15 protein-coding genes are annotated in these 19,145 nt (G+C 61.5%); 12 read left to right on the top strand and 3 right to left on the bottom strand.

From position 1 onward, the window contains the following. Positions 1-134: 134 nt before the first annotated feature. The 4 genes from KSW38_RS05725 (at position 135) to KSW38_RS05715 (ending at position 4,188) form a co-directional block, all read left to right on the top strand. A complete protein-coding gene (locus KSW38_RS05725) occupies positions 135-2,201 on the top strand; it encodes an HAD-IC family P-type ATPase (RefSeq protein ID WP_308169289.1) in 2,067 nt (688 codons plus the stop codon). Between the two features lie 68 nt (positions 2,202-2,269). Continuing rightward, positions 2,270-2,539, top strand: coding sequence for a hypothetical protein (locus KSW38_RS23700; protein ID WP_308169288.1), 270 nt, complete (start codon positions 2,270-2,272; stop codon positions 2,537-2,539). A 69-nt stretch (positions 2,540-2,608) separates the two neighbouring features. Continuing rightward, positions 2,609-3,610: a zinc-dependent alcohol dehydrogenase family protein gene (locus KSW38_RS05720; RefSeq protein ID WP_216923620.1), complete on the top strand. Its 1,002-nt coding sequence runs from the start codon at positions 2,609-2,611 to the stop codon at positions 3,608-3,610. Between the two features lie 155 nt (positions 3,611-3,765). Then, the gene (locus KSW38_RS05715) at positions 3,766-4,188 is read left to right on the top strand and encodes an Hsp20/alpha crystallin family protein (RefSeq protein ID WP_216923619.1); all 423 of its coding nucleotides are present in this window, start codon (positions 3,766-3,768) and stop codon (positions 4,186-4,188) included. A 74-nt stretch (positions 4,189-4,262) separates the two neighbouring features. On the opposite strand, the gene KSW38_RS05710 is transcribed toward KSW38_RS05715, so the two are convergent. From KSW38_RS05710 to ppsA, 3 genes are read right to left on the bottom strand one after another with little or no spacing between them, the layout of a single operon-like run. Beyond that, positions 4,263-5,288 carry an ATP-dependent 6-phosphofructokinase gene (locus tag KSW38_RS05710; RefSeq protein WP_216923618.1) on the bottom strand — a complete coding sequence of 342 codons (1,026 nt, stop codon included), beginning with the start codon at positions 5,286-5,288 and terminating at the stop codon, positions 4,263-4,265. Then, a complete protein-coding gene (locus tag KSW38_RS05705; protein WP_216923617.1) occupies positions 5,285-8,458 on the bottom strand; it encodes an HAD-IA family hydrolase in 3,174 nt (1,057 codons plus the stop codon). The genes KSW38_RS05710 and KSW38_RS05705 overlap by 4 nt, the downstream gene beginning before the upstream one ends. Further along, a complete protein-coding gene (gene ppsA / locus KSW38_RS05700) occupies positions 8,455-10,878 on the bottom strand; it encodes a phosphoenolpyruvate synthase (RefSeq protein WP_216923616.1) in 2,424 nt (807 codons plus the stop codon). The genes KSW38_RS05705 and ppsA overlap by 4 nt, the downstream gene beginning before the upstream one ends. Before the next feature lie 127 nt (positions 10,879-11,005). Between ppsA and KSW38_RS05695 the strand changes: the two genes are divergently transcribed. Genes KSW38_RS05695 through KSW38_RS05660 form a run of 8 tightly spaced genes read left to right on the top strand, consistent with a single transcriptional unit; the run spans position 11,006 to position 19,137 of the window. Continuing rightward, on the top strand, positions 11,006-11,335 hold the full coding sequence (locus KSW38_RS05695; protein ID WP_216923615.1) for a DUF3040 domain-containing protein: 330 nt from the start codon (positions 11,006-11,008) through the stop codon (positions 11,333-11,335). Continuing rightward, positions 11,332-11,799, top strand: coding sequence for a flavodoxin family protein (locus KSW38_RS05690; protein ID WP_216923614.1), 468 nt, complete (start codon positions 11,332-11,334; stop codon positions 11,797-11,799). The genes KSW38_RS05695 and KSW38_RS05690 overlap by 4 nt, the downstream gene beginning before the upstream one ends. Next, positions 11,799-12,245, top strand: a complete 447-nt coding sequence (locus KSW38_RS05685) for a universal stress protein (RefSeq protein WP_216923613.1) — start codon at positions 11,799-11,801, stop codon at positions 12,243-12,245. The genes KSW38_RS05690 and KSW38_RS05685 overlap by 1 nt, the downstream gene beginning before the upstream one ends. Before the next feature lies 1 nt (position 12,246). After that, complete coding sequence (locus KSW38_RS05680) at positions 12,247-13,239, top strand: ABC transporter ATP-binding protein (RefSeq protein WP_216923612.1); 993 nt, start codon at positions 12,247-12,249, stop codon at positions 13,237-13,239. Further along, on the top strand, positions 13,236-14,000 hold the full coding sequence (locus KSW38_RS05675) for an ABC transporter permease (protein ID WP_216923611.1): 765 nt from the start codon (positions 13,236-13,238) through the stop codon (positions 13,998-14,000). Before KSW38_RS05680 ends, KSW38_RS05675 begins: the two co-directional genes overlap by 4 nt. Positions 14,001-14,002: 2 nt before the next feature. Beyond that, on the top strand, positions 14,003-15,454 hold the full coding sequence (locus tag KSW38_RS05670) for a DUF4389 domain-containing protein (RefSeq protein ID WP_216923610.1): 1,452 nt from the start codon (positions 14,003-14,005) through the stop codon (positions 15,452-15,454). Continuing rightward, positions 15,451-16,407 (top strand): polysaccharide deacetylase family protein, encoded by a 957-nt coding sequence (locus KSW38_RS05665; protein ID WP_308169287.1) that lies wholly within the window; start codon positions 15,451-15,453, stop codon positions 16,405-16,407. The genes KSW38_RS05670 and KSW38_RS05665 overlap by 4 nt, the downstream gene beginning before the upstream one ends. Before the next feature lie 18 nt (positions 16,408-16,425). Continuing rightward, positions 16,426-19,137, top strand: a complete 2,712-nt coding sequence (locus KSW38_RS05660) for an HAD-IC family P-type ATPase (protein WP_216923609.1) — start codon at positions 16,426-16,428, stop codon at positions 19,135-19,137. Positions 19,138-19,145 lie beyond the last annotated feature (8 nt).

Raw genomic sequence — 19,145 nt, 5'->3', positions numbered from 1 at the left:
CACTTGCCGGGCCATGACCTTTGGCCCTAGACCAACGTCCCCATATCCGGAACCCTTTTATCTGAGCGTGAACAGCGTGGAGGTAGCATGCACCGTACGAGGGGTGCAAACGATTGCAGCGAGGGTTGCAGCCAGTGACCAATTCGTACGGTCGGCCTGCGGGTCTTACGGCCGAGGAAGTCTCGCAGCGGGTCCGTGACGGCATGGTCAACGTCATGCCCGACCCAACCAGCCGAAGCTTGGCGGCTATCGTCCGCGCCAACGTCCTTACGCTTTTCAACGGCATAGTGCTGTCCGGGTTTATGCTTCTGCTCTTCCTCGGACAGTGGCAAGACGCCCTTTTCGGGTTGGCGGCCATCGGAAACGCCCTCATTGGCGTGATTCAGGAATACCGCGCCAAACGATCACTCGATCGCCTGACCATCATCCACGCAGCCACGGCCAGAGTGGTCCGGGACGGACATAACCAGGAAATTCCCGCAACCGGACTGGTGATGGATGACCTGCTGTTGCTTGGCGCCGGCGATCAACTGCCAGCTGACGCAGTTGTCATCGGGGACGGTTCCCTGGAGGTGGACGAGTCGTTGCTCACCGGCGAATCCGCACCTGTCCCCAAGCGCAGCGGGGACCTGCTGTTGTCTGGCTCCTTGGTTTTTGCCGGGTCCGGTTCTGCCAGGCTCATCAGGGTCGGCAGGGAAACATTTGCCAACCGCCTGACAGCTGATGCCAAACGCTTTTCCCTTGTGACCTCCGAAATACGCAGGGGAATCGACAAGGTGCTTGGTGTCGTGGCCTGGATCGTCCTGCCGGTGACGCTGCTGGTATTGAATTCGCAGTTTGTCCAGCAGGACGGCTGGGAGGCAGCATTGGCTTCCGGGGATTGGCGGCAGAGCGCTGTATCCACAGTAGCAAGTACCATAGCCATGATTCCCCTCGGCTTGGTGCTATTGACCTCCGTCGCCTTCGCAGTTGGTGCCGTTCGCCTGGCCCGGCAGAAAGTCCTCATCCAGGAACTGGCAGCTGTTGAAGTACTCGCCCGCGTGGACGTCCTGTGCTTGGACAAGACAGGAACGCTCACGGACGGACAAATGGCCTTCGACGCCGTCCACCACCTCCGGGACGACGCTATGGATGGCTGGAGCGAGGCATTGGAATGGTTTGGTGCCAATCAGCCGGCCAACGCCACCTCACGGTCCGTCGGGGAGGCTTTCCCCCTGAAACGGGAGCCGTACGCCTTGGCTTCAGTGCCGTTCGACTCAGCGCGGAAGTGGAGTTCGGTGACACTCGAAAAATCCCAGGGCGGCTCCTGCACGTGGGTACTTGGGGCCCCGGAAGTTGTCCTGGCGGGAGGCCATCCTGGCTGCAGTTCCGCACGGCAACGGGCTGAACGGCTGATTTCGTCCGGTTTCCGAACCATGGCGTTAAGCCGCTCCATTTTGGACACTGATGGGTCCCAGATCCGCTTGCCCCCCGATTGCGAACCGGTGCTGCTCCTGACATTCCGTGAAAGTATGAGGCAGGATGCACCGCGCACGCTGGCCTACTTCCGTGAAGAGGGAGTGGCCATAAAGATTCTTTCCGGCGATGATCCGCGCACAGTTGGTCTGCTGGCCGGCAAGCTGGGCCTGGAAGACACGGGTGCAATCGACGCCAGCACCTTGCCGGAAGATCGCGCAGTGTTGGAAAGGCTCATCGAAGAACATTCGGTGTTCGGACGCGTCTCCCCGAAGCAAAAGAGGGAGCTGGTGCTCGCCTTGCAGCGCCGGGGCCACACAATTGCGATGACGGGAGACGGTGTCAATGACACCTTGGCGCTCAAAGTCGCAGACCTTGGCATTGCGATGGACTCTGCAGCGCCGGCCACCAAGGCTGTGGCGCGCATCGTCCTGCTCGACGGCAAATTCAGCCGGCTTCCTGCAGTGGTGGCTGAAGGGCGCAGGGTAATCAACAACATGGAGCGGGTTTCCATGTTGTTTCTCAGCAAAACGGCCTATGCGGTTGCTATTTCCGTGTTCTGCGGGACGCTCCTGCTGCCCTTTCCATTCCTTCCACGCCAACTGTCCGCCGTCGATGGACTGACCATCGGGCTGCCCGCGTTCTTCCTGGCCTTGCTTCCCAATTCGCGTGGCTATACCGCGGATTCCTGCGCCGCTCGCTGTCCTTCGCTGTACCTGCGGGGCTGGCCACCGCAGCAGGGGTAACCGCGCTCAATTACTACGTCGAAGCCACAGGCAACTTCAGCATCGACCAGGCCCGCTCCGCATCGACCATGGCTTTGACACTCATTGGTTCGTGGATCCTGGCAGTCATCGCGCGTCCGCTCGACGCCAGGAAAACGGCTGTCCTTGTGTCGATGTATATCGGCACCATCAGTGTGTTCAGTTTCCCGCTGCTCAGTGACTTCTTCCGGCTCGACTGGCCCCCGGGCGATCTCTTACCGGTGACGTTGGTAGTTGCGGTGGCGTCCAGCGCCGCCGTCGAGATCGCAGGACGACTCCGCAGGAGGATCCCGCCCGGCCCCAAGAGTGGTGTCCCGTGACCTTTGGCTCTGGTTTGGGCCCATCCAACCTGCAAGCCTCGTGGCAGTGAATCATGGAAGGACGTAGTAATGCGTGCATGGTGGGTAGGTAATCCCGGACCAATATCGACCCGGCCCTTGGTGCAAGGAAATCGGACAGATCCCCGGCCCAAAGCCGGGGAGATATTGATCCGTGTGAGTGTGTGCGGTGTATGCCGGACCGACCTGCACTTGGCTGAAGGTGATTTGCCGCCGCGCGGCGCCAACGTGGTTCCGGGCCACGAGGCCGTTGGGACTGTGCTCGAAACCGGCTCGAATGAAAGCAGGTTCGCGCCGGGCGACCGCGTAGGCGTGGCATGGCTCGGTGGCACCTGCGGAACCTGTACCTTCTGCCGACGGGGCAAGGAAAACCTTTGCCTGGCACCAACCTTCACGGGATGGGACCGCGACGGTGGATTCGCGGAGCTGCTAACGGCCCAGGAGGATTTTGTCTATGCCGTCCCCGCCCGCTTCACGGACGAACAGGCCGCTCCCCTTCTCTGCTCGGGAATTATCGGCTACCGCGCGCTGAAACGATCTTCCCTACCGCCAGGTGGGCGCCTGGGCATCTACGGTTTCGGGGGCTCTGCTCACCTCACCGCCCAGATTGCGATGCATCAGGGCGCCTCGGTCTTCGTCATGACACGTTCAGCCGAAGCCCAGGCGCTTGCCCGTTCCCTTGGTGCGGAGTACGTTGGGGGCGCCGCAGACGTTCCTCCGGTAAAACTCGACTCCGCCATTCTTTTCGCACCGGCGGGAAATCTGGTGCCCTACGCATTGAGGTCGCTGGACCGCGGCGGAACCCTGGCCATTGCCGGCATACACCTCACGGACATTCCATCACTCCGGTATGCCGACGACCTGTTCTACGAACGCCAGGTCCGGAGCGTAACAGCCAATACGCGCGCGGACGGCGTAGAACTGCTGGCCATCGCAGCGGACATGGCATTGACACCGACCACAACCACGTACGACTTCGCGCGGGCAGACCAGGCCCTGGACGACCTGGCCAACGACCGGATCACCGGAGCTGCCGTGCTCCACGTCCACTGACCATTAGATGCCCCGGCAGGTGGCCAGGACCGGTCCGCTGGCTTCGAAGGACTTTCGACTCTGGATGGCCGTCCCTTGGTGACCGAGGCTATAAGTGCCCGGGGAACCAGTCCCGGCGTTGATTACACCAGAGTTGATCGGACCAGGAGGAAGACATGACGGACTTGATGAAATGGTTTGACTCGCGTCGTTCGCCCATTGAGCTAATCGAGAGGCTCTTCGATGCAGACACCGGCACGGGTGCGATAAGGGTTGAAGAAGTGATTGAGGGCAACACCTTGGTTGTCCGGGCCGAGCTCCCCGGAATCGATCCCGAAAAGGACGCTGAAATCACCGTCTCCGATGGCGCATTGACGATCAAGGCCGAAAGGCAGGAGAAGAAAGAGCAGAAGGACAAAGACAGTTATCGCTCAGAGTTCCGCTACGGATCCTTCTTCCGGCGCGTCCCGCTACCTGACGGGGTGCAGGAAAGTGATGTTAAGGCGTCGTATAAAGACGGGGTCCTGGAAGTAAGGGCTCCCATCCCGGAGCCGGCGTCGGTAGCCTCCCATTCAAGAATCCCCATCACCAGGGAGTAGTCGTTTGGCCCGGCCTCACCGGGCCAATCGATTTGTCGGGAACTTTGCTTCCGGCCGGGTGCGGCCGCCGGGGCCTAGCCGAAGAGTTCCTCGGCTTCCAAATACCGTGAAACCGGCACCGATTTGGTGGTCCCCAAGGCGGCTTCCAGGCCCACGGTAGTAATGTCCGTTCCGCGCAGGGACACCATGGTCCCCCATTCTCCGGCCGCGGCTGCCCGGACCGCTGCCATTCCCAGACGGGTTGCCAGGACCCGGTCAAAAGCAGTGGGCTCGCCGCCACGTTGAATGTGGCCAAGAACGGTTGCGCGGGTCTCGATTCCCGTAAGGTCCTGCAGTTGCTGTTCCAACAGCAACGCGATGCCACCGAGGCGGGGGCGGCCGAATGTGTCCAGTCCACGCGGCGAGTACGGTGCGTCCCGGCCGGCAGGCACAAACGCCTCGGCGACAACAACCAAGGGCGCCCGGCCGCGCGCATGCGCCGAATTGACCCATGCGGCAATCTGGTTCATAGTCACTCGATGCTCGGGAATGAGTATGGCGTGTGCACCTGCGGCCATGCCCGCATGCAGCGCGATCCACCCGGCGTTGCGTCCCATCACCTCAGCAATCATGCACCGATGATGCGACTCACCCGTGGTGCGCAGCCTGTCGATCGCTTCAGTGGCCGTCTGGACTGCGGAATCGAAACCAAATGTGAAGTCGGTAGCGCCCAAGTCATTGTCAATGGTTTTCGGCACCCCGATGACGTTGATCCCTGCATCCGACAGAATCCTGGCCGCAGCCAGGGTGCCCTCTCCCCCTATCGCAATCAATCCCTCCACTCCATTGCGCTGCAACGAATCCGATACAGGCGCGGGGCTGTCCGCCTTCAAAGGATTTGTCCGTGACGTGCCCAGGATTGTTCCGCCGAGTCGGGAGATTCCGCGAACAGCCCGCCGAGGCAACGGGATGACGTCGTCCTCCAGCACGCCTCGCCAGCCGTCGCGGAATCCAACGAATTCGACCCCGTGGGTCAAGGCTCCTCCCAGCACCGCCCCTCTGATGACAGCGTTCGAGCCCGGGCAGTCGCCACCGCTTGTCAGGATGCCCAATCGGTTCATTGGCGATCGCTCCGGCGTGTTGATTGCATCCGGAAGCTTCGGGTGTCTCCACACGCCAACATCACGGTTTGGCCATGGACCGTGACCCTGACCGGTGGTGCGTCGCCCGGGGCAGAGGAAATGCGGATGCGTCCATCCTTCAGTTGGATGTCCATGAAGTGGCCCCGGTAGGTCACGTGGAAGGAGACCGATCGAAGGCCGTGGGGCATGTTCGGCGTGAACGACAACCCCATCCGGTCCAGCCGCAGGCCAGCGAAGCTTCTCTGGACCACGTCTATGGTGCCAGCCATCGCTCCCAGATGTATACCTGCTTTAGTGGTGCCGTGCTGGGTGTCATCGAGGTCAGCGTCAAGGGCTTCCCTGAAACTCTCCCATGCACGTTCCGGGTCCAAGGCGGCCAGTACAGAGGCGTGCGCGACCCTGCTCAAAGTCGAACCGTGCGCCGTTCTCGCCAGGTAGTACTCAACCGTTCGATCCAACTGTTCCGGCTGCAGGGCGTAACCCAGCCTGCCTAGAAACGAAATGAGACCTTGTCGTCCCATGAGGTAAGGCAGCATGAGAACGTCGGCCTGTTTGGCCAGCTTGTATCTGTTGACATCGTCTCCCTCTGCTTCGAGGATGAGGTCCAACCGCTCAATGTTGTCGTACCGTTGGCGGTACTTGTCCCAGTCCAGTTCCTCCAGCCGGTCATAGCCGGCGAATTGGCTGATGATTCCATCCTTGGTGAAGGGCACAAACATGGCACGGGACAGGCGGCTCCACCGGGCAACTTCGTGTTCCGTGACGCAAAGGCGTTCAAGGAGGTCGGCCAACTCATGACCCGAGAAGGTATCGGGAATCCCTGCTGCACAGGCACAGACCCACGCAGCCATCACGTTGGTGTACGCGTTGTCATCGAGGCCGGGATTCCTGTTTCCAGGCAAACACGTGTGGTACTCGTCCGGTCCCACTACCCCACGGATGTGGTAGCGGTGGTCCGCGGAGTCGTACTCGGCGACAGCGGCAAAATAGCGGGCAACTTCCACCACAAGGTCCGCCCCTTTCCTCGAAAGCCACGCCAAGTCGTTGGTGGCCTCAAAGTACTGCCACGCGTTAAAGGCCACAGCAAGCCCCACATGCCTTTGCAGGTGCGAGTGGTCCGGCACCATACGTCCCGACCTCGCGTTGTACAGCCACCGCGGAGTTTCTTCAGTACCGTCGCTCCCGCTTTGCCACGGAAACCTGGCACCGGGTAGACCGCCGCCGGCCGCAGCCTGCCGGGCCGCGGGGAGCCGTCGCCAACGGTAGTCCAACAAGGCCCGCGCCACGTCAGGTGTCCTTGACGTGAGAACGGGAAGGACGAACAGCTCGTCCCAGAAGACGTGGCCCCGGTACCCTTCACCATGCAACCCCCGTGCAGGCACGCCAACATCAAGTTCGCTTGTATGCCGCGTCAGCGTTTGCAGCAAGTGGAACAGGTGGAGATTCAGGACCAGCTTTACCTGTGCCGGAGCATCCAATTCCACCTTGAACGGGCGGATCGTTCGCTGCCACGCCGCCTCATGGGCCCGCAGGAGCTTGTCGAAATCAGTGCCGGCCCTTACAAGGCTCGCGGCGGCCGCCGTGCCAGCCGAGGAAATGGGCCTATCCCGGGAAGTCACTACGGCCACGATCCTCGTCACCGTCACTGCTGCACCGTCGGAACAATGGCTTTCGAAAGTCCGGAAGTGGAAAGCCCCCTTGCTCCCCGGAATCCCCTCGATGCCGCCGACATCAGCGCGAAGACCCACGCCGATCCGAATCTGGCTTTGGCTGGTTTCCGCTTCCACCATCAGGGTGTTCGCTTGATCGGCGCCCGCTCCGTCAAAGGTTGTCCGGTCAGTCAAGTGTTTCCGGCCCGTCAAGGGTGGTTCGGGAAGGTTTGCGTTGCGTACGCCCACATCGACACCCACCCGGATTCCAATCAATCCACTCCAACCCAGTGGCGTTATGCGGGTCTTGAGGGCCATCAGGTGGGGATCGGCCATGGAGACGAGTCGCGCCTCGCTGACTTCCAGGCGCCGTCCGTCGGGTGACTCCAGGACGAGACGCCGCGCGAGGACTGCCTTGTCCATCTGAAGTGTTCGTCGCTCATGGATCACCCGCAGCCCGTCACGAGACCACCAGGAACCGCCTTCCAGCCGCAAATCCATCGGGAGGCAATCGGGCCCGTTCACCATGTGTTCCTCGAAGACGGTCTCCTGACCGGCTCCGGACGGGACACGATTGAACACCCCGGCAAGATACATCCCGGCATACCGCGTGGTCCGGTTGGATTCCATCACGGCGCCGCGGACGCCCATGTAGCCGTTCCCGAGTGTTGTCAGTGCCTCGCGATGCCCCTCGTGGTCCGGATCGGTGCCCTCGAAGATCAGCTGCCACGGCTCACCCATGACCAGCCCAAGGTCAAGTTCACTCACGTCGTTGAGCACTACGCTCGCGCCAGCGGCTTCGAGTTGGTTCCTGATTCCCCTGCGATCAATCCCCACCACCAGCCCGAACCCGCCCCGATGCGCGGACTCCACCCCCGCAACAGAGTCTTCTATGACCACTGCACGCGTTGGCGGGACGTTCAATCGGTGGGCGGCTTCAAGGAAGACCTCGGGCGAAGGCTTGCCGGGAAGGCCCATCGCGGTGGCTGTCGTCCCGTCAAGGACTACGGCGAAGGTATCTTCCATGCCGGCCGCAGCCAGGACGGCAGTGGCATTGCGACTTGAGGTCACCACAGCCGTTGGCACCCCCGATGCCTTCAAACCCGCCAGGAACTGGACTGTTCCGGGGTAGGTTTTGACACCGTCAGTCCGTAGACGCGCCAAGTAGGCCTTGTTTTTCAACGCCCCCAAACCGAAAGCGGTCCACTCCCCTGTGGGGTCGCTTGGTAGTCCCGCCGGTATTCGAACACCCCGGGACGCCATGAGATCCATCAAACCTTGTTCGCGGGGCTTTCCGTCCAGCAATCCGAAGTAGTCGCCCGGTTTAAAGGCGCGGCGGTCGGCGTCCGGCGGAAAGCGGGGATCACGAATGATCGCCTCATAGGCGTCCTTCCAAGCCGCTTGATGAACAGTCGCAGTGGTGGTCACCACCCCGTCCAAGTCAAGAATGACGGCATCATAAGGGGGCCTGGCCGCTGCAGCGGTGGGTGATCCCTTCATGTGACGCTGTCCTCGGCCGGCCGCTGTTCGGCCGCTGCGATCACCGGCAAGGTGCGGAGGAAGGTGTCCGGGTTCAATGAGATCGAGTCGATACCCTCGTGGACCAGGAACCCGGCGAAATCGGGGTGGTTGCTTGGCCCTTGACCGCACAATCCGATCTTGATTCCCGCACGATGTGCTGCCTTGATGACTTGGGAAATCATTGTGGTCACGGCGGGATCCCGTTCATCGAAAAGCCCGGCCAACATTTCCGAATCCCGATCGACGCCCAGAACCAATTGGGTGAGGTCGTTGGACCCCACTGAAAAGCCATCGAACATCTGCGCGAATTGTTCTGCCAGCACGACGTTCGAAGGCACCTCGCACATCATGTAGATCCTGAGCCCATTGCTGCCTCGCACCAGACCGTTGTCCGCCATGACATCCATGACCGTCTCCGCCTCGTGAATCGTTCGGCAAAACGGGACCATGACAATGATGTTGGTGAAGCCAATAACGTCCCGGACGCTCTTCAAGGCCCTGCACTCCAGCTCGAAACCCTCCTTATATTCATTGCTGTAATACCTGGAGGCGCCCCGGAAGCCCAGCATGGGGTTTTCTTCGGGGCGCTCGAAGTATTGGCCTCCCATCAGGTGCGCGTATTCATTGCTCTTGAAATCGCTGAGCCGTACAACCACGGGCTTGGGATGGAACGGAGCCGCGATCTTCGCAATTCCTGTGGCCAGGACCGAAACGAAATACTCCTCGGGACATTCGTAATTGGCGGTCAGGTCACGGATCGATACGGCTGTATCCGCATCGGTGACCCGCTCCGGGTGCACCAAAGCCATGGGATGAACGCGGATCAGATTGTTGATGATGAATTCCATCCTGGCCAAGCCCACGCCAGCTGCCGGCAGTCGCCACCAGCGAAACGCGGCAGAAGGGCTGGCAACATTGATCATCACGTCAGTCCGGGTGGCCGGAAGCGTTCCCAAGTCCACTTCTTCGACGTCGAACTCCAGCAAGCCCTCATAAACCCTGCCTTGCTCACCTTCAGCGCATGAGACCGTCACTTCTGAGCCGGGCTTGAGGACTCCCGTGGCGTTTCCTGTTCCAACAATTGCCGGGACCCCGAGTTCCCTGCTGACGATGGCAGCGTGGCTGGTGGGGCCACCATGATCCGTGACAATGCCCGCAGCACGCTTCATGACGGGGACCCAATCGGGGTCCGTCATCTGCGTAACCAGAATGGAGCCATCCACGAACGATTCGATATCCCCCGCATCCCGGATGACACAGACGGGGCCCTGGGTGATCGACTCGCCCACCGCCGCACCGGTTGCCAGGAGCCTCCCAGGGCGCCGAAGGTGGTGCATGCGGAAACTGGAGGCAGACCGTTGGGCTTGGACAGTTTCCGGACGCGCCTGGACCATGAACAGCTCTCCCGTGACGCCGTCCTTTGCCCACTCCATATCCATGGGACGGCCGTAGTGCTCTTCCACAGCAGCGCCCCACCGTGCCAGCTGGAGTATCTCCGAATCCGTCAGGACCAACGAGCGCTGTTCCTGCTCGCTCGTGGCTACGAGCCGGGTCCGGGCACTACCACCCTGCCCGTAGACCATCTTCCGTTCCTTGGCTCCAATATCGCGTTGGATCACCGGTACCAGCGACGGATCGCCCAGGAGCGGCTTGAAGACCTGATACTTGTCAGGGTTGATGGTTCCTTGAACAACCGTCTCCCCCAGACCCCAGGCCGCGCTGATGACGACGCTCCGCGGAAAACCGGACTCAGTGTCAATGGAGAACATGACACCGGAGGCCCCGACGTCGGAGCGGACCATTCGCTGTACGCCTACTGACAGGGCCACGTCCAAGTGCCCAAAGCCCTTGATCTCCCTGTAGCTGATGGCCCGGTCAGTGAACAGGGATGCGTAGCACTGCCTGCAGGCCTCCAGGACGCCACGCTCGCCGGAAACGTTGAGATATGTTTCCTGCTGGCCGGCAAAGCTCGCGTCCGGCAAATCCTCTGCTGTCGCACTGCTCCGAACAGCCACCGCAAGCTGTTCCTGGCCTGCGCGTTCGCACAGCATGCCGTAACTCTGCTGAACGCTGCGGGCGAAGTCCGGCGGGAATTCGGCCGATAGGAATGCTTCCCTGATGATGCTCCCGGCCTGCCGCAAGGATGAGCCTCCGGAACGGTAACGGTCCAACGAATCACTGATCACCGATTCCAGGCCGTTCGCGGAAAGGAAATGGCGGTAGGCGTCAGCAGTGGTGGCAAATCCATCAGGTACCTTCACTCCCGCGGACCGAAGAGACCTCGTCAACTCACCCAGTGAGGCATTCTTACCGCCCACGAAGGGGATGTCCTGGATGCCTGAATCTTCAAACCACATGATGTGGGCGCTGTTCAACGAAGCTTCATGTGCTGAATACATGCCTTGATTCTGGACGCACGGGCGCAGGATGGGGAGGGTCTTTGGTCCCCGGGCCTGTTGTGACTTTTGGCCCTGTTTCGCATGCTGGCAGCCGCCCATGCTGGAAAAGAGAGCAGGAGGCAAAACCATGGAACTATCCAACTTCGAGAAGCTGGAATTGGACAAGATCGCGCGGGGACTCGAAGAAGACGACCCCAGGCTGGCCACCCTCATGAGCATGGAAGATCTGGGACGAATCCGTTGGAAGTACGCCATCCGGGGAGCCCTTGTCGGTCTCTCAGGACTGGCCTTGCTGCTGGCCGGCGTCGCGTTGGGTGAACCAGTGCTCGGAATAACCGGCTTCATGGTGATGGGCGGTGGCACCTACTGGGCAACGCTCTTCATAGATGCCCGTCCCGCCCGCAGGAAAACCGCGGCCACGAGGCTCCACCAGGGAAGAGACAGGGAAACACCATGAAAGCAGTTGTTGTCTACGACTCCGCTTATGGGAATACGAAGGCCATCGCGGAGGCCGTGGCGGCCGGTCTGGGAACGACCAACGCAAGGACAATGCCGGTCGGAAAGTTCGGCCGCGGGGACGTTTCGGTTGGCGACCTGTTGGTCGTGGGGAGCCCCATCAACGGCTGGCGGCCAACGCCCAAGACCCTGGAAGTTTTGGCCGCTCTTGGGACCCAGGGACTTTCCGGGATTCTCGCAGCTTCCTTCGACACCAGAGTCAAGTTGTTCATCCACGGCGATGCAGCCAAAAAGATCTCCCAGCAACTGAAAAAGGCCGGCGCAACGCTGGTCAGCCAGCCCACGCCTTTCTACGTCAAAGGGACGGAAGGCCCCCTTTTGGCCGGCGAGACTGAGCGCGCACGGACTTGGGGCGGGGAGCTCCTTGCACAGATGAAATCCCATGCAACCAGAAGGAGCGCCTGATGGCCGGTCGTTTGGACCCCAGCAAGATCATCGTCGGTGTCGATGGTTCCAAAGCGTCGGTAGAAGCCTTGCGCCAGGGCCAGCATCTGGCCCTGGCACTCAATGCCCCTCTGGAGGCATGGGGCTGCTGGGAGCTTCCGTTGGGATACGAAGGCTATTTGGCCATGGGCATAGACGGCTTTGCCCATGATGCCGAGCAACACGTGGCGGATGCCCTCAAGGAGGCTTTCGGGGCGGACTTGCCAAAGAACGTCAGTACACGGCTTGTTCAAAGCTCGGCCCGGGCTGCCTTGGTGGAAGGCAGCAAGCATGCAGCGCTCGTTGTCGTCGGCCGCCGTGGACACGGTGGCTTTGGTGGCCTCCTTCTTGGTTCAGTGAGTTCTGCAGTCGTCGCACACGCCCACTGTCCCGTCGTCGTCGTCCATTCACGCGAACCCGCCACCTGACATGGAACCGGACCAGAAAACGCGGCTTCCAGCCCAAAGGCCTGCGGCTCCTGAACCGGCAAGCCCACGTGCGGTGATTGAGTGCTCGGGCCTGACCAAAGCCTTCGGACGCAAAATTGCCCTCGACGCGGTCAACCTGAGCGTCCCTGAAGGCTCGATCTTCGGTTTCCTTGGCCCCAACGGCGCAGGAAAGACCACACTGCTCCGCATCATGACGGGCCTCTCCCGTGCTACATCCGGCGGACTTCGGATACTCGGCATGGACGTCGGCGCCGAAGCACCCCAGGTCCGTCGCGAAGTTGGCTACCTCCCTGACGTTCCGGCCTTCTACGACTGGATGACAGCTTCCCAAACCCTTGAGCTCGCCGGCCGGCTGTGCGGGCTCAAGGGCAAACTTCTTGCCGATCGGGTCCAGGAGCTGTTGGGCTTTATGAGGTTGAAGGGAAACAACCAGGCAATCGGGAAGTACTCACGGGGAATGCGTCAGCGTCTGGGTGTGGCGCAGGCCTTGATAAACGCCCCCAGGCTACTTTTGCTGGACGAACCCACCAGCGCGCTGGACCCCGGCGGACGAAGGGAACTCCTGGAATTCATCGGCGGGCTGCGGGGGCAGACAACGGTGTTCTTCTCAACCCATATCCTCAGCGATGTGGAGCGTGTTTGCGACTCAGTGGCCATCCTCGACAAGGGCAAGGTCCTCTCCCAATCCTCAATGGACGAGCTTCGGTCCAGGCATGGACAACAGACAATCGCAGTGGAGGTCAGTACCGGAGCCGAGAGGCTCGCCCAAGCAATCGCCGGAAGGAAGTGGACCATATCGGTGCGCCCCGGTCCGCGGGGGGAAATCCTCGCGCGCGTATCGGATGTGGCTGCAGCCCAGCACGAGATCCCCGCTCTGGTCAGTGAGCAAGGTACGGGCTTGGTGCGTCTGGAAAGCGCCGAGATCAGCCTGGAAGACATTTTCCTCGAACTCGTTGGAGAACCGGTGCCATGAACAGCTTCCCAGTCCTCGCCCGGAAGGAAGCCCAGGAGATAGTACACACGTGGCGTATATGGGTGCTTCCCGCGATGGTGATCTTCTTTGCCGTCACCGGCCCGCCCCTGGCCCGGATCACTCCTGAGCTCCTGGGATCACTTACGGCCGGGACCCCGGGGTCGATCACGCTTCCCCCGGCAACGTTTGCCGACGCTTACGGGCAATGGGTCAAGAACCTGTCCCAGATCATCCTGTTCGCCGTCATCATCATGTACGGCGGAATGGTCTCCACCGAGGTCCGCGAAGGCACCGCCGCTTTCGTCCTCACCAAGCCTGTGCGCAGAAGCACGTTCATCACTGCCAAGGCAGCCGTTCATGGGCTCTTCCTCGCCATCGCGTTTGGCCTGGGCACCTTGGCAACGTGGCTGGTCACCCAATTGGTGTTTGGCGACGCACCCGCCGGCCGGCTCTGGGGCCCGGCGCTCCTGCTCCTCCTCTTCACACTGGTGATCCTCGCCTTTATGGAACTCTTTTCGGTCTTGATTCCGGCCCCGGCAGGGGCCGCCGGGGCCGGACTTGGCCTGTATGCCCTCCTCGCAGTGGGCGGAGCATGGGACCCGTTGGCGAGCTATTCTCCGGCAGGGGTCCCCGGTCTGGCAGCCGCCATAACGGCGGATCAAGCACATCCTTCGCCGGTCTGGCCTGTGATCACCGGGCTCGCTGGCATAGCGGCCGCTGTCGCCTTGGCCACGCTGGCTTTCAAAAGGAAAGAACTGTAGCGATGACGAAACCAGCCTCAATCGCAATGCTCGTCGTCGGCATCGTTTTGTCACTCTTGGGACTCGTCGTCACCACTGGAGGGGCAGCGGCTGCCTTATTGGCCTCGGGCCAAGGCGATGAGGGCTACTTCACCTCGCGCACGGAACGCTACACCGTGGCATCGTACGCGTTGGTCTCTCCACACCTGGATGCCATCGGCGAAGGAACCCCTGAAAGGCTCCCCTTCGACGTTGGCACACTGAGGCTCAGGGCAACGCCGGCCGAACCTGACGGCCGGGTTTTCATCGGCATCGCGCCACAATCCGATGTTGATACCTATCTGAAGGGAGTCCACTATACGGAGCTGCAGGAAGTGAAGTTCCAGCCCTTCCGCCCCGTCTACCGGGACATCCCGGGGTCGTCAACTCCGGCCTCACCCGATAGTCAACCCATGTGGGCCGCCTCAACTTCCGGTCCGGGACAACAGGAACTCACATGGAACATATCCGCAGGCAGCTGGACTGTGGTCGTCATGAATGCCGATGCAAGTGAGGGTGTTTCCGCCGATCTCCAGGCAGGCTTCCGATCAGAGCTCATTAAGCCTGCGGCAACGGGCCTGCTGCTCGCCGGGACTCTGGCCCTCGTCCTGGGCGTGCCGTTGTTGGTAGCAGGCGCCGTAGGCCTCGGCAGGCACGGCCGCGCCACATCGCCAGTGCCCCAGCAGGCACCCTTCGTCGCCGGGCAACAACCGGGAGCCGCAGGGACCATTGTCTATCCGGTTCGCTTGGGAGGCCATGTGGATCCGGCCTTGGCACGTTGGATATGGCTGGTCAAATGGTTCCTTGCGATTCCGCATTTCTTCGTGCTGTTCTTCCTTTGGTTTGCATTCGCGGTGACCACCGTTATCGCGTGGTTTGCCATTCTGTTCACGGGCCGGTACCCGCAGTCACTCTTCCACTTCAACGTGGGCGTCCTGCGGTGGACCTGGCGTGTGGCTTTCTACGCCTACGCTGCAGGCGGAACGGATCAATACCCACCGTTCACACTTGCACCTGCCAACTACCCTGCTGACCTGGACATCGACTATCCGCAGCGTCTTTCCCGTGGACTTGTCCTTATCAAGTCCTGGTTCCTGCTCATCCCGCACTTGCTCATTGTCGGAGCCATGACTGGCACGGCGACGTGGTCGTGGCGCTCGCAGGACGGACCCGCCGGTGTGGTGGGCGACCGCGGCGGAGGATTGTCGCTGCTTGCCCTGCTGGTGCTTATTGCCCTGGTGATGCTGCTGTTCACCGGCAGGTATCCCCAACCTCTTTTTGCTTTCATCATGGGCCTGAACAGATGGGTGTTCCGCGTCATTGCCTACGGCGCGCTCATGCGTGACGAGTACCCTCCATTCCGGCTTGACCAGGGACCTGATGAGCCGTACGTGGCCCGGGCTCCGGATCCAAACCAACAGGACGGCCACCCGTGACCGGGAACGGCCTGCCGCCCAGGCGTAAGGCTCGACGGCGGATGGTCGCCGTCGTGCTTTTGGTTGCCCTGGCGGTTATTGCGGCCGGCCTGACGCTGATGATCAGCTTGAGGCCAAACGGATCTCCGGGCGCCGTGACGCAGACTGCATCGCCCGAGCCAGATGCGGCAAGTTCCCCAGCCAGTCCTACGCCTCCTACCCCCGACGCGACACCAACCACGACACCAACCACGGAGCCATCTCTGGTTCCCCCACCGGAACCGTCACCCACCGTTCCCGGAACCACGACGGCCGCGCCGCCTGCCCTCCCCTTTCCAGAGCCCCTCCTTGGACAGGACATCACGTCGATTCCAGGAGCAGGAAAACAGATCGCCTTGACCTTCGACGGCGGTGCCAATGCGGCAGGACTTCAGAGCATTCTGTCCACGCTCGAGCGGGAGAACGTCCGGGCGACGTTCTTCCTGACAGGAACCTGGGCAGCGGCCAATCCGGACGGCGTGGCCCGGATAGTGGCATCCGGGCATCGCCTGGGCAACCATTCGATGACCCACCCGGCTTTCACCCAGCTCACGGACCCGATGATCGCCGACGAAATCGGACGCGCCGAATCGGCCATCGTTGCTGCAGGTGGTTCACCCCGGCCCTTCTTCCGGTTCCCTTTCGGAGACAGGGACGCCCGGACCATCAACACAGTCAACGGCCTCGGCTATGTGCCCGTGCGTTGGAGCGTGGACACCCTCGGATGGCAGGGAACCAGCGGCGGCATGACCCGTGAATCCGTACTCCAACAGGTCTTGGGGGGTTTGCAGCCGGGCGGCATCGTCCTCATGCATATTGGTTCGAATCCCGACGACGGCAGCACCCTGGATGCAGACGCTTTGCCGTTAGTCATTGAAGGGACACGGTCCGCCGGATTTGGTTTCGTTACCCTCGATGCGCTCTTGGCCGGCTAGTCCAAAGGATGCGCCCCGATGAAGAACGGCATCCAGACAGCCCACCACAGCCTGCGCGCCCATGAGGTAGTGCTGCTCCTGGAAGCCGACGCGTTTCGCGGCCTCAAGGTTGATGAAATTGCGGGTCGGAGGCAAGCCTACGGACTGAACGTGCTCCCGCGCAGTGCCCGAAGCGGGATTCTGCGCGCCACGGGCCGTCAGTTCAACAATCCCTTGGTCTATGTGCTGATTGCTGCGGCCATCGTGACCCTGGTTCTCGGTGAGTTTGTGGACACCAGCGTCATTCTTGGAGTTGTGATCGTCAACGTCGTGATCGGACTCATCCAGGAAGTCCGTGCAGAGGCGGCGTTGGAGGCATTGCGCTCTCTTGTGGCTACGCGCAGCGTCGTGCTCAGAGGGGGCCAACGCATGGAGGTAGCCTCCGAGTATTTGGTGCCGGGAGACCTCGTATTGCTGGAAGCAGGCGACAAGGTTCCCGCGGACATCCGGCTGGTACGTGCTTCCGGTCTACGCGTTGACGAGTCCGCCCTGACGGGGGAATCCGAGGCAGTGAGCAAAGACGAGGTCGTCCTACCGCTCACCACACCCGTGGCCGACCGCCGCAACATGCTCTATGGAGGTACCCTGGTCACCACCGGCAACGGCTCCGGAATCGTCGTCGCCATTGCCGGCGAGACGGAACTCGGGGCGATCCAGCGGCTCATGGGGGCGGTCACTCCGGCACCCACTCCCCTTACCAACAAACTGGCCTCATTCAGCATGAGACTCACTGTGGCAATCCTCGCGTTGGCTGCGCTTGCCTTCATCATTGGCGTGGTCCGGGGCCAACATCCCGCCGGAATGTTTACCGCCGCTGTCGCCTTGGCGGTCGGCGCCATACCCGAGGGACTGCCAGCTGCCGTCTCCGTGACGCTGGCCATTGGAGTGAGAAGGATGGCCCGCCGACGTGCAGTGGTCCGTCGGCTTCCTGTGGTGGAGACCTTGGGGAGCACCACAGTTATCTGCTCGGACAAAACCGGCACGTTTACTGAGAACCAGATGACAGTGACCGCGCTAAGGACGCCCTCCTGCCACTATGAGGTCACAGGAACCGGATATGGTCCTGCGGGAGCCATCGCGGCTCCTTCCCCGGTGCAACCTGCAGTTCCTGCGGCCGCCGGTGACGCTGCGCTACGTTGGTGCCTTGTGGCCGGTGCTGTCTGCAACGATTCCGCAGTCTTCCAGGAAGATGGGCAGTGGCATGTGCGGGGTGACCCTACAGAAGCGGCCATGATCGTGGTTTCGGGCAAGGGCGGGGTGGATATCCAGCGCTTCATTTCCTGCAATCCCAGGCAGGGCACCCTCCCGTTCACGCACGAACGCCAATACATGGCAAGTTTCCATAAGGACGCTGCCTCGGAAACGGGCAGCCTGCTTCTGGTCAAAGGAAGCCTTGAACGTGTTTTGGAACTTTCTTCCAGCCACATGGGCAGCGACGGCAGCTCCATGCCGCTCGACGGGCGGACCATCAGCCAGGCCGCTGAGGAACTTGCCGGACGTGGCCTCCGGATACTGGCAACAGCCATGAAGCGCCTGCCCGGAGCACCGGAAATCGACGCCACGACACCGCTTGAAGGACTCGTGTTTACGGGGTTTCAGGCGATGTACGATCCTCCGCGGGCTGCAGCCGCAGGTGCTGTGCGCTCCTGCCGGGACGCCGGCATTGCCGTGAAGATGATCACGGGCGACCACCTTGGAACCGCCATCGCTATCGCCGAAGCCGTTGGTCTTGACAGCGTAACAACCCCTAAAAGAGCCCTTGCGGGCACCGACCTTGAAGGCATGGGCGAGGAAGAACTGGCGGCCGCGGCGGACAAGGCGTCAGTATTCGCAAGGGTATCGCCGGAACTGAAACTGCGCCTTATCGATGCGCTGCAAAACAAGGGGCACGTCGTCGCCATGACAGGAGACGGCGTTAACGACGCGCCCGCACTTCGGCAAGCCAACGTCGGGATCGCCATGGGCCGGTCAGGAACGGAAGTCGCTAAGGAGGCATCTGACATTGTGCTGACCGATGACAATTTCGCGACCATCGAAGCCGCAGTCGAGGAAGGCCGGAATGTCTTCGACAATCTGGTTAAGTTCATCACCTGGACCCTCCCGACCAATATGGGAGAGGGCCTGGTCATCCTGGTGGCCATTGTCCTGGGCTCGACGCTCCCAATCCTGCCGACGCAGATTTTGTGGATCAACATGACGACGGCTGTTGCCCTTGGGCTCATGCTCGCCTTCGAACCGAAGGAACCCGGTCTCATGTCCAGGCCTCCGCGGGATCCGGGCCAGTCCCTGCTGACCTGGACCCTGATGCTCCGCATCCTGCTTGTTTCCGTCCTCCTCGTGGGTGGTACCTGGTGGATCTTCGAATTTGAGACAACCCATGGATCCACGCTCGTTGAGGCGCGAACGTCAGCCGTCAATCTCTTTGTCATGGTGGAACTCTTCTACTTGTTCAGCTGCAGGTCACTGACGCGCTCCGTATGGAAGCTGCCCCTTTTCAGCAACCACTGGCTTGTTGTGGGTGTTGTCATCCAAGCAGCAGGACAAGCGGCACTTACCTACCTGCCGTCCATGAACGACGTGTTCCACACTGCTCCCCTGTCATGGGAAGCGTGGCTGCGCATTCTCGGAGTCGCCCTCCTGGCGTCCCTGGTTGTGGCATTGGACAAGCACTTTCGTGGCAACATCATTTAGGAGGAAGA

This window comes from Paenarthrobacter aromaticivorans, assembly GCF_019038615.1.
Taxonomy (GTDB): domain Bacteria; phylum Actinomycetota; class Actinomycetes; order Actinomycetales; family Micrococcaceae; genus Arthrobacter; species Arthrobacter aromaticivorans.
Note: the sequence above shows the minus strand (reverse complement) of the source record. Positions and strands in the feature narration are given on the sequence as shown.

Bases quoted from the DNA above. Each gene is read 5' to 3' on its own strand.
- KSW38_RS23700 (WP_308169288.1), top strand. From the start codon at position 2,270: ATGGCTTTGACACTCATTGGTTCGTGGATCCTGGCAGTCATCGCGCGT.
- KSW38_RS05720 (WP_216923620.1), top strand. From the start codon at position 2,609: ATGCGTGCATGGTGGGTAGGTAATCCCGGACCAATATCGACCCGGCCC.
- KSW38_RS05715 (WP_216923619.1), top strand. From the start codon at position 3,766: ATGACGGACTTGATGAAATGGTTTGACTCGCGTCGTTCGCCCATTGAG.
- KSW38_RS05710 (WP_216923618.1), bottom strand. From the start codon at position 5,288: ATGAACCGATTGGGCATCCTGACAAGCGGTGGCGACTGCCCGGGCTCG.
- KSW38_RS05705 (WP_216923617.1), bottom strand. From the start codon at position 8,458: ATGAAGGGATCACCCACCGCTGCAGCGGCCAGGCCCCCTTATGATGCC.
- ppsA (WP_216923616.1), bottom strand. From the start codon at position 10,878: ATGTATTCAGCACATGAAGCTTCGTTGAACAGCGCCCACATCATGTGG.
- KSW38_RS05695 (WP_216923615.1), top strand. From the start codon at position 11,006: ATGGAACTATCCAACTTCGAGAAGCTGGAATTGGACAAGATCGCGCGG.
- KSW38_RS05690 (WP_216923614.1), top strand. From the start codon at position 11,332: ATGAAAGCAGTTGTTGTCTACGACTCCGCTTATGGGAATACGAAGGCC.
- KSW38_RS05685 (WP_216923613.1), top strand. From the start codon at position 11,799: ATGGCCGGTCGTTTGGACCCCAGCAAGATCATCGTCGGTGTCGATGGT.
- KSW38_RS05680 (WP_216923612.1), top strand. From the start codon at position 12,247: ATGGAACCGGACCAGAAAACGCGGCTTCCAGCCCAAAGGCCTGCGGCT.
- KSW38_RS05675 (WP_216923611.1), top strand. From the start codon at position 13,236: ATGAACAGCTTCCCAGTCCTCGCCCGGAAGGAAGCCCAGGAGATAGTA.
- KSW38_RS05670 (WP_216923610.1), top strand. From the start codon at position 14,003: ATGACGAAACCAGCCTCAATCGCAATGCTCGTCGTCGGCATCGTTTTG.
- KSW38_RS05660 (WP_216923609.1), top strand. From the start codon at position 16,426: ATGAAGAACGGCATCCAGACAGCCCACCACAGCCTGCGCGCCCATGAG.